The sequence below is a fragment of the Acinetobacter sp. 1424608 genome (assembly GCF_000588255.1).
Classification (GTDB): Bacteria; Pseudomonadota; Gammaproteobacteria; order Pseudomonadales; family Moraxellaceae; genus Acinetobacter; species Acinetobacter nosocomialis.
Genome location: NZ_JFXL01000003.1, coordinates 177,833 through 196,040 on the forward strand (window position 1 = coordinate 177,833; position 18,208 = coordinate 196,040).

The 18,208-nt window shown below is 33.9% G+C and carries 17 protein-coding genes; 2 read left to right on the plus strand and 15 right to left on the minus strand.

Features of this window, described 5'->3' with window-relative positions; all coding sequences use genetic code 11:
• Nucleotides 1-102: 102 nt before the first annotated feature.
• Nucleotides 103-1,986, minus strand: a complete 1,884-nt coding sequence (parE, locus tag J678_RS08935; protein WP_032027266.1) for a DNA topoisomerase IV subunit B — start codon at nt 1,984-1,986, stop codon at nt 103-105.
• A 14-nt stretch (nt 1,987-2,000) separates the two neighbouring features.
• Nucleotides 2,001-2,582 (minus strand): YqiA/YcfP family alpha/beta fold hydrolase, encoded by a 582-nt coding sequence (locus J678_RS08940; protein WP_031955550.1) that lies wholly within the window; start codon nt 2,580-2,582, stop codon nt 2,001-2,003.
• A gap of 211 nt (nt 2,583-2,793) precedes the next feature.
• Between J678_RS08940 and J678_RS08945 the strand changes: the two genes are divergently transcribed.
• Complete coding sequence (locus tag J678_RS08945; RefSeq protein ID WP_032027268.1) at nt 2,794-4,137, plus strand: alpha/beta fold hydrolase; 1,344 nt, start codon at nt 2,794-2,796, stop codon at nt 4,135-4,137.
• 96 nt (nt 4,138-4,233) lie between these two features.
• Here the strand turns inward: J678_RS08945 and J678_RS08950 are convergent, their stop codons facing one another.
• From J678_RS08950 to gshA, 13 genes are all read right to left on the minus strand, one after another.
• Nucleotides 4,234-4,692, minus strand: a complete 459-nt coding sequence (locus J678_RS08950; RefSeq protein WP_228132395.1) for a hypothetical protein — start codon at nt 4,690-4,692, stop codon at nt 4,234-4,236.
• 153 nt (nt 4,693-4,845) lie between these two features.
• Nucleotides 4,846-5,469, minus strand: a complete 624-nt coding sequence (locus tag J678_RS08955) for a hypothetical protein (protein WP_031955546.1) — start codon at nt 5,467-5,469, stop codon at nt 4,846-4,848.
• Between the two features lie 271 nt (nt 5,470-5,740).
• On the minus strand, nt 5,741-6,412 hold the full coding sequence (locus J678_RS22950; RefSeq protein WP_080754094.1) for a hypothetical protein: 672 nt from the start codon (nt 6,410-6,412) through the stop codon (nt 5,741-5,743).
• Nucleotides 6,413-6,481: 69 nt separating this feature from the next.
• The gene (locus J678_RS08960) at nt 6,482-7,207 is read right to left on the minus strand and encodes an SH3 domain-containing protein (RefSeq protein ID WP_031955545.1); all 726 of its coding nucleotides are present in this window, start codon (nt 7,205-7,207) and stop codon (nt 6,482-6,484) included.
• 109 nt (nt 7,208-7,316) lie between these two features.
• Nucleotides 7,317-8,117: a hypothetical protein gene (locus J678_RS08965; protein WP_031955544.1), complete on the minus strand. Its 801-nt coding sequence runs from the start codon at nt 8,115-8,117 to the stop codon at nt 7,317-7,319.
• A gap of 124 nt (nt 8,118-8,241) precedes the next feature.
• A complete protein-coding gene (locus J678_RS08970) occupies nt 8,242-8,757 on the minus strand; it encodes a hypothetical protein (RefSeq protein ID WP_227555439.1) in 516 nt (171 codons plus the stop codon).
• 26 nt (nt 8,758-8,783) lie between these two features.
• Nucleotides 8,784-9,137, minus strand: coding sequence for a hypothetical protein (locus J678_RS08975; RefSeq protein WP_031955542.1), 354 nt, complete (start codon nt 9,135-9,137; stop codon nt 8,784-8,786).
• 140 nt (nt 9,138-9,277) lie between these two features.
• Nucleotides 9,278-9,634 (minus strand): hypothetical protein, encoded by a 357-nt coding sequence (locus J678_RS0104005; protein WP_004711439.1) that lies wholly within the window; start codon nt 9,632-9,634, stop codon nt 9,278-9,280.
• Nucleotide 9,635: 1 nt separating this feature from the next.
• Nucleotides 9,636-10,094, minus strand: coding sequence for a hypothetical protein (locus tag J678_RS08980; RefSeq protein ID WP_031955541.1), 459 nt, complete (start codon nt 10,092-10,094; stop codon nt 9,636-9,638).
• 21 nt (nt 10,095-10,115) lie between these two features.
• Complete coding sequence (locus J678_RS08985) at nt 10,116-11,867, minus strand: muramidase family protein (RefSeq protein WP_031955540.1); 1,752 nt, start codon at nt 11,865-11,867, stop codon at nt 10,116-10,118.
• An 11-nt stretch (nt 11,868-11,878) separates the two neighbouring features.
• A complete protein-coding gene (locus J678_RS08990) occupies nt 11,879-15,184 on the minus strand; it encodes a type VI secretion system Vgr family protein (RefSeq protein WP_031955538.1) in 3,306 nt (1,101 codons plus the stop codon).
• Nucleotides 15,185-15,351: 167 nt separating this feature from the next.
• Nucleotides 15,352-15,867, minus strand: a complete 516-nt coding sequence (locus J678_RS08995; RefSeq protein ID WP_002053747.1) for a disulfide bond formation protein B — start codon at nt 15,865-15,867, stop codon at nt 15,352-15,354.
• Nucleotides 15,868-15,881: 14 nt separating this feature from the next.
• Nucleotides 15,882-17,459, minus strand: coding sequence for a glutamate--cysteine ligase (gene gshA / locus J678_RS09000; RefSeq protein ID WP_031955537.1), 1,578 nt, complete (start codon nt 17,457-17,459; stop codon nt 15,882-15,884).
• A gap of 168 nt (nt 17,460-17,627) precedes the next feature.
• Here gshA and J678_RS09005 point away from each other — a divergent pair, with 168 nt between their 5' ends.
• Nucleotides 17,628-18,167 carry a DUF924 family protein gene (locus J678_RS09005; protein WP_009503942.1) on the plus strand — a complete coding sequence of 180 codons (540 nt, stop codon included), beginning with the start codon at nt 17,628-17,630 and terminating at the stop codon, nt 18,165-18,167.
• Nucleotides 18,168-18,208 lie beyond the last annotated feature (41 nt).

Here is an 18,208-nt window from a genome sequence, read left to right on the forward strand (position 1 = left end):
ATTTTTTTTAATTTAATAGTAGAACCCGTTGTGGTGATTTCCAACAATTTAAGTCTACATAAAAAATCCCCGCCAATTGAGCGGGGATTTTTTCATTCATTTTTAAACCGTAATATCAGCTAAGTTACCCTTCTGCTCAAGCCATTGCTTACGGTCTGCTGCACGTTTTTTTGAAAGAAGCTTGTCGAGTAACCCTGCCGTTAAATGTGCATCATCTAGATCGAGCTGAACCAAACGACGGGTGTTCGGATCCATTGTTGTTTCACGTAGTTGAATTGCATTCATCTCGCCCAACCCTTTGAATCGGGTAATTTGCGGGTTCTTATTACCTTTAACATTTTTCAAAATGGTTTCAAGCTCTTCATCATCTAGTGCGTAATGAACATCTTTACCAATGTCGATACGGAACAATGGTGGCATTGCTACATACAAATGCCCTTCTTCAACCAATGCTGGAAAATGTTTAACGAATAAAGCGCAAAGCAAAGTCGCAATGTGTAAACCGTCCGAGTCGGCATCGGCCAAAATACAGATTTTGCCATAGCGCAGTTCTGATAAATCATCACTGCCCGGATCTACACCAATCGCAATGGCAATATCGTGAACTTCCTGAGAAGCAAGTACTTCATCTGAAGAAACTTCCCATGTATTTAAGATTTTTCCACGAATTGGCATGATAGCCTGAAAGTTCTTGTCGCGCGCCTGTTTGGCACTACCACCAGCCGAGTCACCCTCGACAATAAATAACTCACTTTCTTCACGTGTTTGGCCCACGCAGTCTGCCAATTTACCCGGTAAAGCCGGACCAGAAACAATCTTTTTACGCTCAACTTTTTTCGCAGCTTTTAAACGTCGACCTGCTTTAGAAATTGCCATTTCGGCAAGTTGCATAGCAATTTCAGCATGTTGGTTGAGCCAGAGCGCAAAGGCATCTTTAGCAATATTTAAAACAATATTTGATGCTTCACGACTTGAAAGACGCTCTTTGGTTTGACCAGAAAATTGTGGCTCTTGGAACTTGAGCGATAAAATGTAATTCACGCCATCCCAAACATCTTCAGCCGAAAGTTTAAGATTACGTGGTAATAAATTACGTAACTCACAGAATTCACGTAATGCCTCGGTCACTCCCGAACGTAATCCATTTACATGTGTGCCGCCTTGTGCAGTCGGAATCAGGTTGACGTAGCTTTCTTGAACCTGTTCGCCACCCTCTACATTCCAGCAAATCGCAAACTCACACGCGGCACGGTCTGCTTGTCCACTGCTTACAAATGCAGGATTTGGCAAAATTTCACGATCTTGTAATTCATCCATCAAATAATCGACAAGGCCATTTTCAAATTGCCATTCGATTTTTTCATCATTAATTTGATCGATATAAGTAATTTTTAAACCAGCTGCTAAAACAGCTTTGGCTTTTAAATTATGTTTGAGTGCTTTTAACGCAAATTTTGGACTATCAAAATATTTAGCTTCAGGCCAGAAACGTACCGTCGTTCCTGTCGCACGTTTTGGTGCTTTACCTTCTAACACCGCTAAAGGAGCAACAGGTTCACCTTGCTCAAATGCCATCTGGTATAAATTACCCTGACGCTGAACTTCTACCTCAACACGTGTAGATAAAGCGTTTACAACTGAAATCCCCACACCATGTAAACCACCTGAAAACTGATAGTTATCAGTACTAAACTTACCACCAGCATGCAGCTTGGTTAAAATGATTTCGATACCACTTTGGCCATATTCAGGATGAATATCAACTGGCATACCACGGCCATTATCTTCAACTGACAATGAACCATCTTTATAAACCGTGACACAGATTTTGTCGGCATGACCGGCTAATGCTTCATCGACAGCATTATCAATAACTTCTTGGGCTAAATGGTTAGGACGAGAAGTATCGGTATACATCCCCGGACGACGACGAACAGGGTCTAAACCGGAAAGAACTTCAAGCGATTGAGCCGTATATTGTGTCACGTTGTACGTTTTCCTTATTTGATGGTGTGCGCAAAGAATTCGATCACTAAGGGTAATTTTTCTTCAAAATCTTCCATGGCATGATTGCCATGAGCATCCGTCAAAATCAATGAGGATGGTGTTGCAGCACTATAATAGCGTTGTGCTTGACGATAATCCAAAATTTCGTCGCCTTGTTGCAATAAGACGAGTATTTTGTCAGCATTTTCAGGTTGTTTCAGTTCCAGTTGTTCTAACTGTCGTAACTGAACATGATCAATTGACCATTGATCATTCACCTTATAAGGCATGCTTTCAACTTGGAAGAGCTCATCAAACAGCTTCCATGGTTGCATAGCAGGGTTAATCAGTACAGCCGGAACATTATATTTCGCGACAAAATATGTCGCAAAAAACCCGCCGAGGCTACTGCCGACTAACGCCACATCTTGTAAAGACTCTATCAGCTCTGAAACTTGTGCTACGACCTGATCTGGAGATCTATTTAAATCTGGTAAATGCACATTTATGCCCAATTCGCTACAATATTGCTTAAGGCTCAGCCCTTTAATCGAAGAAGAGCTGCTATTAAAGCCATGGAGGTAGATAATATTCATATATTTCCCTCTTAAATTGAGAATAAACTCACATTTTTGTTCTCAGTTTGTATATAAAAACCCTGTTGTCAGACAAGAAAAACGTCTCAACTTACCATTCATCAGTATTTTAAAAACATGTGTTATTTAAACTACTAAGATGGAAACGTTAGCTGCCGTTCATAAAAAGTACAGCTTAAAACGTCGGTTATAACGTAAATGGGGAAAAGATATGCCGAGCTTAACACCGTTACATGAAACTTATTGTAAATGGGATCGTACGCCACCAAGTCAGGCCGACGTACTAGAGGGTTTAGCTCAACTGTTCAGCACCAGCTTAAATGGTGTACATGAATTAATACAAGTCATTAATATTGAAGTGTTAAAAAATGCTTTTGGTATTAGTGCTCAAAATGCTAATAATTTTCAAAAACGCCCATCTGTGCAAAAGGTCTACCAGTTTTCCTATGGGGCCTTACAAAAATATGGTCGTTATTTTTTAGCGCCGGGTTTACGTCGTATTATTGAAAAATTTCCGACCCTTCATGAAAAGCCATTAACACCCACACTTCATTTTTTGGTGGGTGTTTTAAATGGTATTTTTGGAGACTATTTACTTAAACAACATAGTCCACTTGCTTTGCCGATGGTGCTATACGACCACTACGGTGCAATCCAACAAGGCGAACTTGCAGGGCGTATCGTAATTTTAGTTCATGGTTTGTGTATGAACCATCTTACTTGGTCAAATGCACACTATGGTGGCATTGGTGAGCGTCTGTTAGCACAGCGTGACCATAACACCATGCTATATTTAAATTACAACACAGGTCGCCGCATTTCAGCCAATGGGCGCAGTTTTTCAAACTTATTAGAAGATTTAGTACAGCGCAATCCAAGAATTACTAGCATTGATCTAATTGGTCACAGTATGGGTGGCCTGGTTTCCCGTAGCGCACTGTTTTACGGTAAACAAAATATGTACCAATGGATTCATATGGTCGAAAACTTCGTCTGTATTGGTTCTCCGCACCATGGGGCAGTACTTGAGCGTTTTGGATTTGCTATACAAGATAAGCTCGGAGCTTTCCCATTTGTTGGGTTACTGGGTCAGCTAGTTAATATCCGTAGTAATGGCATTCTAGACTTACGCCATGGCAGCGTTCGTGATGATGACTGGGAATATATGGATGCCCGTATCGGCATGATGGATGACAACCGTGCGCCAGCTCCACTACCCTCCCATATCAATACCTTTTTAGTGGCAGGAACACTCGAGTTTGAAAAGGTGCGTAATAAAGCACTTACCGTAATTGGCGATTACTTAGTGAGTGTGAAAAGCGCACTTGGCGAACATCCAAATCCACGTTTTCAGCTTAAAGTTCCAGACTCACATAAAGCCGTTTTTTATGGCTTAAACCATTTTGAAATTCAGTATCACTCAAGTGTTGCTGAACAGATTACTCGCTGGCTATATCCTCATGTGAATGATTATGTGCAAGACGGTATTCAAACCCATATTATTGATATGCCGAACTATACGCTAGAAGATTTAGAAGGAATTGTAGAGACGTAAAAGAAGCCCAATTTATGAATATAAAAACTATTTAAAATAATCTATCACTAATTTGTACCTGATCTTATCAACACATAAAATCAGGTATAAGTAATATTACTCACAATCAGATAGATCAAATCCTTTTTTCCCTAAATGTATTCCTTGTATTTTCCCATGTACAACATCAAAAATTAAACTATTATTTTTCTGTAAATTATCAGTCACTATGTAAGTATAGTCATCTTGTGAATCTCCAGCTCCATCACTTTTCATTTTTTTAATATTATAACCCTTATAGTTTTTGTATATATTTTCAACACCCATACCATTTCGTATATTTTTTGATGTATATATAATTTTATTTTCACTTCCAATTAATACTTCAACCAACTTCTGATTATTAAGAGTATATGAAATACTATTATTAAAATCTGAAAAAGTTGTACAGCTTCCCATTTGATCTTTTGCTATACCTTCTGACGAAAAATTAATATCAGAGTATTTATTATCAATAATATAAGATTTATCTTTTAAATTTATTGAGTTAAAGTCTAAATAATTATTTCTATCCAAATTTACAGCACAATAACTGTACATACTTATACAGCCGAATATAATGATAAATGTTAGTTTCATATCAAAAGCTTATATTATCTAATTTACAAAGGCTAAAACTTATGACTCTTGACATAGAGTTAAAGAATTAATATTACAGAAAAATCTAAATTATAATCCTGGAATTTCTTTAAAATAAACTTTTTCCTTATCGGAACATACTCCATAAAAAACTCCATAAGATTCATTCTTTACAGATGGATTACTCAAATAACTATTACAGTCCAACACTAAATCTCCAGTATTTCTCTTAAAACCTATTTTTTGTTTTTGATAATATGGAGCACCCGTATAATTATCAGCTAAATAATAGATTCCCGATTTAAAATTCTTTGATTCAGCCTGTTTAGTTGCATATCCATTTTTTATAAAATCAATCCCACCCAAGGCTAGGTTAACTTTATCAATATTTAAACTCAACTCACTACTATTATTTTTATCCGCTTTAGCTTCTGCCCATCCAACTTGAACATCTTCACTATAAACATTTTTATAATATAAGGTAAAATTACCATTATTATCTTTTATATAAAATTCATCATATGCAGGATCAAGTCTTTTAAAGAGATAATTATCCACCTTTTTTGTAGGTGTAAAATTCTTACACTTTCCTGACTTTTCACAGATTCGATATGAAAAATAAAGTTTTGTGTTACTTGATTTAGGCTGATCCGCCTCAGTTGTACATGCATACATTAAACTAATTACAAATAAAAGAAATAATCTGCTCATCATTGTATAATCTCTATATAGTTTTTCAATCAATACATTAGCTTAAATAAGTTCTAAAAACTTCGATATTTTAAATTTCATGGAAATAAAAAATCAAATGGGCTCTATAGTTTCTAGGGTTAACACCCTTTACATAAGAAGTTCAACAACAGGACAAATAAAAATATTATAAAATCAATTAAATAAAACTAATATAGGCACTTTTAGTAATAAAAGTACCTATACTATCTAAATTAAATTTTCATTTATCGTGAATATTATCAGATACTTTTCATTAATTTTCTCTATATTTATTTCTCAAATCCAACAAACCTTTACTATATATTTCTTCATTTTCAGTACATGAGGCTTGTAAGTTCATATCTAGGTAAGTATAACGATGTAACAATTTTTCTTCATTATTATACCCTCCAAAAATATTAAAATGTGCACCTTGATTTGAAAAACATTCAGTCATAATATTGGGAATTCCATCCTCTATCAAATCAATTCCTCTAATTTTATTATTTTTATATAGAATCTGATCCTTATTTAATTCAAAACCATAACCACGAACTAACTCCTTACTTTTTTTATTAATATTATAAAAATAATTAGGCTCATCTGTAACAAAAGCTAATTCTGAAACACAATCACTACTATCTTTTTTCAATATTGGATTCACAATATCATATTTAAATTTTTCGTCCTCTTTATAGATAATTACGATATCCTTATTAAGAGGTTTTTCACTTACTATACAGCCCTCATCAGAATCTAATAATAAATAAATTTTATTATCTAAACTCTTTTTTATTTTTCTAATTTTTTCATTAGATTCAATAAATTGGCTATTATTTACTTTCTTTATTTCAAAAGAATTTGCATAAGCTCCTTCAATCAGATATTGAATAGTACATACGTTTAAACCTAATAAACATACAAAAATTAATTTTTTATAAATCACTCGTATTTTCTCGCATCACTAATAAAATTAATATTTATAGCCATTCATAACTTTACTATATGAATTTTATCAAACTTCAACCTTCCAAGCTTTATTGGCAATTACTTTTCCATTTTTTATATTTAAAACAATATTGTAAGCTGCTGCACCACCATTATTAAAAGTATTTAAAATATAAATATTATTATTTAAATAATATATTTTAAAATCAGCAAGCTCGTTCTTGTCACCATCTATACCATTTTTAGGAAAAAAGTATTGCTCTATATCATTTTTACCAATTTCTATTTTCTTATCTTTATTATTAATTATGATTTTATCAAGTTGTAAAAAATCATTATTAGGTAAAGTACCATCCGTACCAAAGAATTGTTTATTATTAAAATACTTATATTCACCTTTAAAAGTTTTATAAAATTTAGGATCTAAAATAGCTTTTTTTGCATACACTTCTACTATTATGTTTTTATCATTATAAACAGCTTTTTCTCTAGAATATTGAGATAGCTTAATAGAAGTGTAACCACTAAAATTATTTATTCTATTTTTATAGATAAATCCAGTTACACCATTGCTTGCATTAACTAAACAAAAATTATTTGTCCCTTCATTCATCACACAAGAAACAATTTCATTATTATTTAATTTGGACGTAACTTTAGAATTTAAACTTGAATTTCCTCGTACATTAACGTACCCATCCTTATCTTGAATAAAACCAAAATCAGCATATGAAGTCTCAATAAATCCAATCATGAAAGAGGTAAAAACTATAAATTTAAGATATTTAGTCATTCGATATTAACCTTTATTAATAAGAAAATATTTTCAATATTACCAATTACTTATAAGCATTAAAAAATTATATTAATGCTTATAAAAATACATTTATATTAAAATATTTCTATTTTAAAAAATATGAATACATATCATTATTTTCAATTTTCGAAACAATATTTTTATCACCCTTTCTCTTTTCAATAATATCTTTAATTAAAAAAGGTTTATTTTTATCAGGAATCAAGGAAAAAGAATATTGAATTGGAAACTTCTCATAATTAACTTTTCCAGTTGAAGTAAAATCTTCAGTTACTTCTTGAAAGTCATATACTATTTGATAGGACTTATCGTTTTTATTATACTTTATTGATGATAATTTTGTAAATTTCATTGAAGCATCGTTTAAACTTCTTAATTTAACATTTATTGATAAAAATGATGGATTATATATTCCTAAATTTTTTTTATTAAATACATATATATCACTTTTAAATTTTTTTGAATTATTATTGGACACAGGATTTGTATAACTTTCAATTGTAAAAATAGAAATATTATTATCATTATAAATAATACTAGTACCAATTGCTCCAACATCTGAAATAACAAATGGAAGCCTATACTGACTTCCCCCTAATAGAATTTTAGGTTGATAGCTTATAAAGTAATAATCCTTTCCTTTTATCTCATTATTATTATTCAAAACTGGATTTAGTAATAGTGTAACTTCGCCATATGGAACAGTAACGATATTTTTTTTCAAATCTACATTTTTGCTGACATCAGTATATATAGAGGAAGAATTTAAAACACTCCGATACCCTAATTTGATATTTACTGGCTGATCTTGATTATTTTCTATATTAAACTCAGCATTAGCAGCATTAGTCCAAGCTAACATACCAATTAAAAAAAATTTAAACATGCAGTTTTCTCAGTCTAAAAAAAATATTAGGTTTTAAATTTAAAATTTACATCAGTCAACTGAATATACTAGTTTCATCTCTTTAAGATTATTATCTGCTGTATAATTAATTGCTCTATTTATTTTAGAATGGTTTTTTTGACTCTAATATCTCACCCTTCTCACTTACTTTAAAGTATTTATAAAAAATATTTTTTCCATGATAATACTTTACTTTTATATTATATTTTTCATCAATCCAAAACTCTGAACCAGTTCCAAAATTGACAGACTTCCCTGCACCATTCTTAAATACATTTAAAGCATAATTAATATTCTCCCCCTCATCTACAAAATAACTAATAAATACGACTTTATCGCAAATATTTGGTAATTTTATAATTACACCTGATTCTGTTACATCACCACCTTTTCTATCAATATATTCAAAAAAATTACTAGAAAAACTAGAAATAGCTTTACTATTTATATTTTTCACCTTACTTTTTGATGAAAAAGGTAACTGAACTGCACTAACTTTATTTAACTCATTTGATACGATCTCATTTTTTATATAGCATTTATCAGCTATATTATTAGCTGCATAAGCAGCACTAATATTAAAACATACAATTATTAATAAAATTATTTTCTTAATCACAAACATACTCACAAAAATTTAATTAATTAAAGACATTTTCTTATATAATCTTTTTTATCCAAAAGATTCATTGGAATATTATTTTCTTCATCATATGTAATGTCATATAATTTATTATACTTCCTATCAATTCTTATCCAACCAAAAGTCACACCACCATTAACTCCACTTTTACTGTTAACAAAAATTTTTATAAAATCTTTTTCAGAATAATCAAAAATTATATCATCCTTATTAATCTTATTAAAATCAAAATTCTTAGATGCTATTAACATCAGATCATTCTTACATTGCTTTTTTTGATCATAAGCAATTTTAGAAATTTCTGCATTACATCCCGAAATTAGAAATAATGTAAATAAAAAGCAACCAACTCTCACTATACAACCTCTATAAAATCAAGAAAATCACTATTATTATTTTAAATTTCTAATAAAATATTAAAATTAAATAAGCCCAAAAGTAAGTTAGGCTTATTTGATACAACTAAAAATATTTAATAAAGATCAAATAATAACCATTACTTATCCTTAAAGAAAAAGTTTTTTCTACCATCTATAACATAATGGGAATAAAGATAATAATTTCCTTTTCTAAAGATAATTTTTCCAAATTTCTCATGGCTATTAGCATCAAATATGTATAGAACATTATTTTTTTCTTCTACCTTACATGAATAAGTTTTATCCATTTGAAAACCAAAAATAGAGAAAACACAATTTTCTGATGTTAGTGTTAAAATCACCTCCCTAGTTGCAACATTATCTCCTAAAAGTTTTTCTGAGCCATAATAATGATAGGTACCATTCCATATATCTGTATTTGCAAATGTATGGTTAGCAAATAGTAAAATTAAGAATAATATTGAATATTTCATATTATTTCCGCAGCATTTTAATTAAATCACTTCTATCATCATATTTTATATTTCCTATTTTTTTACAAGAAGATTCTTTATTAATAACAAAGTTAATAAATTCTGAGTATTGATGATATTCAACTTTAACTGTTACTAAATTATCCGTATCCTGTAATATCTTATATTTATTGGGTGTATCTTGAGAATGAATTAAAATATTAAAATCAATATTACAAACCCCATTATTTCTTTTACTACATTCTTGATCTTTTATAAGTAAATTTGTAAGATTTTTATCAAAAAAATTACTTAAGGTTTTTCTATTTTTATTTTCAACAACCTCATCGCCATTAATAGGAAATTTATCATATAAATCTGTAATTAGAGCTTTTGAAGTATTGTAACATTCAGCTTCTTTTGCGGAAACACAACCAGATAAAAGGCTTAAACATAAAAGTTCTAAAATTAAAATTTTCATTAAAATCTCCTATTTAACACATTATATTCTAAAATATCTGTAGTTAACATGATCGCTATAAATCCTATGACTTTTTTGTTTAAAATCAGAAATCCATTGGCTACCATCATAGCCTGCAATATGGCCATATTTATGCTTATCCGTTTTTGTGATGATATAAATATCACCTAATTGGGGCTTACTAAACTCTTCAGGTATTTCTTTATAACCTATTTTTTTGAGAGTTGGCCCCCAATCTGATGCAGGGACAGGATGTCCTGAAGTATCTGCTCCCCCTGCCTCTAATGCAATTCTTACATATTTTGCGCATTCATGTTGGCTTTCTTTTTTAGCCCTCTTTCTTAAAATTTCAGCAAATTTTTCCAAATTAATTTTCTGATTATTTTTTATCTCAGCATTATTTATGTATGCACAGGTATAATTTTTCTCTAAATTTTGACTTTTTATACCTTCGGTTAAATGTTTTTTAATTTCTTGTTCAACCTCCCAAACTTTAGTTGAACCATTTTTAAATCCTTGTCTAATAACTTTTTTGCCATCCCGTTTATATTCATCATTCTCTTTCATAAAACTAGGATTTTGATGATATGGGCTTTCTAAAAATTTTTTAGAAGTTACTTCTGCATCTTTGGGTGCTGCATACACAATATCTTCATCTTCTAATCGATTTTCTTTGACATTTTTAGGATAATTAACCCATAAATATAATCCAGTTAGAGTTTTAATCTTTGTATGAGCAGAGTTTAGTTTATAGTATTTTTCCACATAATCTAATTGTTGTACGGCTGACATTTTTGCTAAATCAGATCTTTTAACTTTTAAATCAATTGAAGCAAATTTTCCGAATTGGATAAGACCAACATAACCACCTTTAGCATCATCTGTTAATTTTTTGCTGACAAAAGTTCCAATTTTTGGGCTAAAAGTTCCGGCAGACTCTAAATGCATAACAGCCATTAATTGGCTTGCCATATTCTCTGAGTCATTAGGCCACAAATTTTGTGCTATTTTTATAACTCTTTTCCTAAATTCACAACTAACTTTAGATCCCCAAGCCAAATTATATTGTTTACAAATACATGGAGACGTTGCATTAGTAGCAACTTTCATTGGTTTTCCTGACTCTTTTGTATATTCATCAGTTATATCTTTTGACTCTATTCTTTTTTGTGGTTTATCTGAAGTATTTTTATTATTATTATTTTCATGTGAATTTACTTTCTGAGGAGAAGATGATTTATTACTTTCATGCTTAGATTGATTGTTATCATGATTTTTTTTAGTATTACTCGACGCACTTTTATATGGAACTTTAATAATTTGTCCAATATCAATATGATCAGGATTTTTTAATTTATTTAAATGTACAATTTCATTAATTTTACAATTAAATTGATGAGAAATTGAAGATAAACTTTCTCCTTTTTTTACTTTATGCGTTAAATATCTATAATTACCAGGTTTATTCGTTGATTTTGCCAAGGTAATATTATCTAATAAGATTTTTGATGATGTTACTCTTACTATCTCTTTTTTATAAATAACAGTGTGTCTAACTTTTTCTTTCAAATCTCCTGTTATAATATTTTTTAAATATACATAAAGAGTATCACCTACATCTCTACTTATCATTACTGTTAAGCCATTACTATTCGTCATTCCGGAAGCAATAGTTGTGCCCTTTTCATTCTTAATAACATGATATAAATTAGGTATATTATTACCAGTAAATAATTCAACAAACCTAAACTGAATTAAACCTTTCTTATTCATTTTCTTTCCCCTTAATTAAAATTATTATTTAAATTAGAATCATTATGGGTTTCATAGTCTTCAAAATCCTCAAACTCTTCTGTTTCTTTATGCCATTTATCAGCACTATATCCCACTAAAACCTTCATTTTGTCAGGGGTACTACTCTTGAATCTTTCTGTTCTTCCTAATTCATCTAAATTACCTTGCGTAACTCTTTGATTTTCAAAAATTGCACTATATTTAACATTTTCGAAATCACTCCATTGAAACATCTTATATAAATCAATTCTATTACTATAATCAAAAGAACTAGGCATCTTAGGAACCTCATAAGAAACCTTAGCTCCACTCGTAAACAAATGCTGCCCAGCTTTACTTTCAAACTTACCACCTGTTGTTGAAAATACACCATTGGCATTAATTTTGAGCTGTGACCCACCTGCGGTTAATACAATTTCTTTTGGACTGGTAAGCTCGATTTTATCTTCAGTAGAAATTAGCTTAATCACCTTCTTCGCAATTGCTTCAATAGCATCATCTTGTGCTTGTAGTTCGAGCTTTCCTTTTGCTGCATAAGCACGCAAACCTTTTTGAGCAGCAAACAAACTGATTTTGTCTTGTGCATGCCCAATAATATTTTTCTGTGCACTTAAATTAATTGAACCGCTGGCACTTTCAGCAATATCTTGCGATGCTTGCAGGATAATATTTTCAGGTGTGGTCAAGGCAATGCCATTTGGTGAAGCTAATAGCATTAAGGCTTGTCTAAAGATTTTGCCTTGTTCTTGCTGTTTAGTATCGGAACTGCTTTCTAAACCTTGGGTATAACCCTCCATAAAGCCTTGTAAAGAACTCAATGCTTTAGAAGGTGACACTTCCAATTTACTGCCTTTACTAAAAGTGCCACATACACTCATCATGTCAAAGTCTTTAGTCTCAACATTGGCTAAGACCTTTCCAACCTCTTTAATACTCTCAAATGGATTTTTATGAATACGATCTTTAATGCTTGCAAGTTTACCTTTAACGAGGTCGGCACCATGTTCTTCAACATTTTCGATGAATGCTTTTAAGTTTTCCACCGCATCTTTGGCATCGCTAAAGAAAGCATTAAATTCATCTACAACGCCTTTTGCATTACCGCCTAGAGCACCAATATCCTCAATAAAGCCGCCACAGCTTTTGAGTGCATGTATAGGGTCGTTATTAATGCCTTCCTTAAACAGATTTACCGTACTATTTAATGCTTGTCCTGTGGTTTTTAGCTCAAGCGACTGGATGAATTTGGGTAAGCGATTAATCACGTTTAAAGCATCAGTTTGTTGCTTGGCTGCAACTTCACTGAGCATTTTCATACTTTCATAGCCTTGTGAAAGTAAAGATTGTGCTTGTGCAGCCTCTAAATGGTCGGCAATCGCCTGCTCTTGTGCATAGGTACTAATGAGCATGCCTTTACCCGCACGCACAGCTCCCCAAGCATCTGTTCTGAGCTCAAAGCCTTCACCACGGCCTTGGCTCGTCTCTTGTTCTTTTGGATGACTTAAATTACCTAAATTCAGCTGTGTTGCTGCATGACTACTTTGGAGTTGGGTACTGATTTGCCCGGTTGTGTCATCAAAACGTAATTGGTTAAAGCCACTGCCATTGATTTCCTGACTGCGAATCCCGCTCAGTTTTTTAGTTGCAGGAAGTTGCCCTTTTACATCGAACTTAGTGGGTGAACGCTGCGCTTCATGGATGCGCCCAGTCACAAATGGACGGTCAATATTGCCGTCAAAGAAGTCAATGACAACCACTTCACCAATACGCGGCAAGAAACGTGCCCCATAGCCTTCTCCTGCCCAAGGAGTCAGTACATCCACCCATGCCGAGTCGGTATCATTGTCATTGCTTCCAGCACCACCGTCATGGCCATGATCATCACTACGGGTAAATAGAAAACGTACTTTAATGCGTCCCCATTCATCGACATGAATGGTTTCTCCCTCTGGTCCCACGACTTTTGCTCGTTGTGGATAGGCAATTGGGCGATGCTGTTCTGGATTATATTCAGGCGCAGTTTTGATTTGACGGCGTATGAGAGTCAGCTCATTAGCTTGACGTTCGATGTCATCATAACCATGTTGATCCCAACGACTTTGGGTTAATAACTGGCTAACCTGCTGGTGTAAATCTTTAGGTAAGTTATTTTGATTATAGAAGTTTTTAGCAATGATTAAGAACTCTTGATCTGCCCCTTCATGCTGATCAATTTCAGGGTGCTCGCGTAGATTAAACCAATACCCGACTTGGCTATCGCGGACACTACTATAGGCTTTAAAGTATTTAGCCCGACTCGCATACATATCGGTGAAGTGCTGATTTAGTTTTTCTAATTGACTACTGCCTGAAGCCGTTGCCTGATCTTCACCTTTTAAATCTTGCATCCAAGCAGGGCTTACGTGCCAAGCCTGCTCAAGACTTAAAGTGGCTGAGTCGAAGTTGTCTGAATGTGTATGCGTGGTAATAACCGAACCATTACCCTCTTCTTGTGCAAGGGCATCGGGTTGCCAGCGCTGCACATGTACCGCTGTCGGTTGCAAACTCCGTACTGCAACAAAGCCAGTAATACTATCTTGATATTCAGTTGCGCTACTTCTGTGATAGCGAATACTACGACGCTCTAAAGCCTGATACTGGCTATTGTCATCAATTAATCTTAGTTTTTGAGTTTGTATTGGCGCAGTAAAATGCGGAACAAAAAGCTCTGTTTCATCAATGAGCCAACTAATACCTTCACTTCGCCATAAGCGTGTAAGAAAGTCATAGTCAGACTCATTATGCTGCATAGTAAAAGGTCGAATATCATAGTTTTGACCTAAGCCGCTCAAGTCAAGACTTAAACTCGCAGCAAACAGTGGACTTTTTTCTTGCCACTCTTTAAATAAAACTTCGGTAATTTCTACGATACTTTTATTCATAAAAACACGACTATTACGGCGTTTGTGCCATAAATTTGTCGCATCTTCTATAGTCAGCTTATAAAGTGTTAAAGCACCATCACTTTGTCCATAACTGGCTTCAGTCACAATACCTGTGGTTCGGAACAATTGGCCCGAATCTGTGACTTGATCAACAGCGACCTGAACACCAATAAATTGCTTCAATGCAATTTGAGCATTGGTTGAAAGGCAGATCAATTCCGCCATTAGGCCACCATTCAGCTGATGTTGGCCTTCTATACGTTGTAAGAATATTTGGTTATTGAGTAGTTCATTAGAAAATTGTACATGGATAGCACGTTTCTGAGCATTTAGCCCTATTTTTTCCAAGACACTAAATATATTAAAAACCATTTTTTTATAATCATTAGGATATATAAACGGCTGCACTTTATAAAAAACAGAACTATCTGTCTACAAAATTATGCGTTATTTCTATCAATTTTTCTTATATTTTCACTTGTTCGAATATGATTAAAAAAAGCCCAACTTAAGTTGGGCTTTTTTTAATCATATTAAATTCACTTTTTAGCAGTCTTAAATGCCGGATAAAAACGGAATAACTGCCATAAACAGACCAGTAAAAGTAAAAGGAAATAAACCAAAGACCATACTGGTAAAGACTGACCTAAAAAAGTCCAGTCAATTGCAGCACACTCACCTGAACCAGAAAGCACTTCTTGTAAAACTGCTTTCATGGGTAATGCATCGATTAAATAATTTAAACCTGGTCCACAACTTGGTACTTGGTCTGGTGGTAAATGCTGTAGCCAAACATGACGGCCTGCCACGCCCACTGACCATAAAATTGCAATGCCTGCTAAAAATGCATAGAAGCGTTTAATCGCATTAGAAACTGGGTTATGCAAAAATGCAATGAGCGCCACAAACCCCATTGCCATTAAGCCAACACGTTGAAAAATACAGAGCGGACATGGCTCTAACCCTTTTACATGTTCCAAATATAACGCAAAAGACATGCCGACAATGCTTGCCAGTACAAGCAGTCCACTCACCAAACGGTAACTTAATCGCATGTAAAACCTCATTTTTATCTATATTGTTCAAGATATTGATCAAAACTGATCTGACTATCTTGTTCAAGTTGTTCTTGCTGCTGTAAAGATTGTGCAGCCAATTGTTCAAAATATTGCAAAGTCTCTGCACTGATTTCATGCTTTTCATAACTTTCAGCATGCATCTGTGCCATATGACTGCCAAAGCTCCAGGTTCCACCATGCTTTAACGTGTCATCAATCACATGCGCAGATAGTGTTTCATCTACTTCATCAATACGTTCTTGCATCACGGCCAAAGCCGAGCTGTACAGATCTGTCGCATAGGTCTGATCAAGTAACTTGGCACAATCCTGCATATTAGAAATGTGCTGACGTGCCCAATCTTCAATATGGTAAGACCCGTTTAAATCAATAATCGTCGCATTTGGCGCTCGGCCACGATTGACCACTTCTGTCTGGTTCTTCTCAATCAAATCTTGCTCGGGACATAACAACTCAGGGCTATCACTGAGTAAGCAATAAAGCGCCAGTGCCTCAAGGAAACCAGCCGTTGTTTCATTTACACCAATTGGCGAATATGGATTTACATCCACTGCACGAAGTTCAACATAACCCACTCCTCGATTTTGCAAGGCTTGAGAAGGTGTTTCTCCCGCGTGTGGGACCTGTTTTGGACGCACGAGACTGTAATATTCATTCTCGATCTGTAAAACATGATCATTAATTTGCAACGGTTCACCAGAGGCATCATTTAACCCTAAACGGCTAAATGGCGGGTAAGGAGAATGTACTGCTTTTTGTAAACCAGCCAGATAACCAGATAAGTTGTTGTAATGGATACCTAAACTTTTTTGTGCCGAGTTCTGGTAGCCTAAACGTCCCATCCGTAATGCTGTAGCATACGGTAAATAGTATGACCCTTTGATTAAAGGCAACAAATGATGTTCATGTCCGGTCAAGAAACAACGACAAACCGATGGACTCGCCCCGACTAAGAACATAACCAGTGGGGTCAGACGAATAAAGTTACGAATAAGCCCAAAATAGCGATGGCTACGATAATCTTGCAGACTGAGTGCTTTTAATTTTTCGTCAGTTTCATGTTCCTGCAAGGCAGAAAAAAGAGAATCGGGAAAAGATAAATTATAGTGGACGCCTGAAATGGTCTGCATACGGCGACCATAACGAATACCCAAACCACGGCGATAAAGTGTCTTAAAACGACCAATATTAGAAGTACCGTATTGAGCTAATCGAATTCGTTCTTCATTGTCATCTAGCATACATGGCATAGACAAGGGCCAAAGCTTTTCGCCATTTTCTAAATGACGATGCACAACTGCATGAATATCGGTGAGCTCATGTAGGGCATCCTCAATGGTTGGCTGTGGTGAGGTAATAAACTCCATTAACGCTTCAGAATAATCTGTGGTGATTTTCGGATGTGTTAAAGCTGAACCTAAAGCCTTTGGATGTAACTCTTGTGATAAGAACCCATTACTTTGCATACGTAGGCTTTCACGTTCTATTCCACGTAACATGCCTTGTAGTAGCGACGAATCCACCCAAGCAGGAATAACTGATTGAGATGGTGTAGTGGGTTGACTCATGCATTTGCTCGCTTATAAAAGATCACTATATACAAAATCGTGACATGATATGGATATTGATATGATCACATCATTTCGGTTTGGCAATTTTTATCACAATCTTGTTATTTAAGACACGAAAGAATTGTGATTTTATTGAAGAATAATTGCTAAAGAGTTGTCAATATCATGAACGATCAAGACATTTTAAACTTCTGGTTTTCACCTGAACACCGTTCACTTTGGTTTGCAAAAAGTGATGATTTTGACAAAAAAATCCGTGATCAATTTGCAGATATTCATCAGCAGGCAACTCGAGCAGAACTTTGGTCTTGGCGGAAAACCCCAGAAGGTCGTCTTGCAGAGATTATTGTGCTAGATCAGTTTTCTCGCAACATTTATCGTGATCAACCTGAATCTTTTGCATATGACAGCCTCGCTTTAGCTCTGTCACAAGAAGCAATTAGCTTACAACTCGATGCACAGCTTAATCCTGACCAGCGCTCATTTTTGTATATGCCATTTATGCATAGTGAATCAAAATTGATCCATGAGTTTGCTTTAAAGTTATTTCAACGCCTCGGCAATGAAATTAATTTAAGCTTTGAGAAAAAGCATAAAGTGATTATTGATCGCTTTGGACGTTATCCTCATCGCAATGCCATCCTTGGACGTGTTTCAACACCAGAGGAAACCGAATTTTTACTAGAACCGAACAGTAGTTTTTAAGACTTCTCTTTTTTAATGCTGAGTCATCCATTCTTCCATGC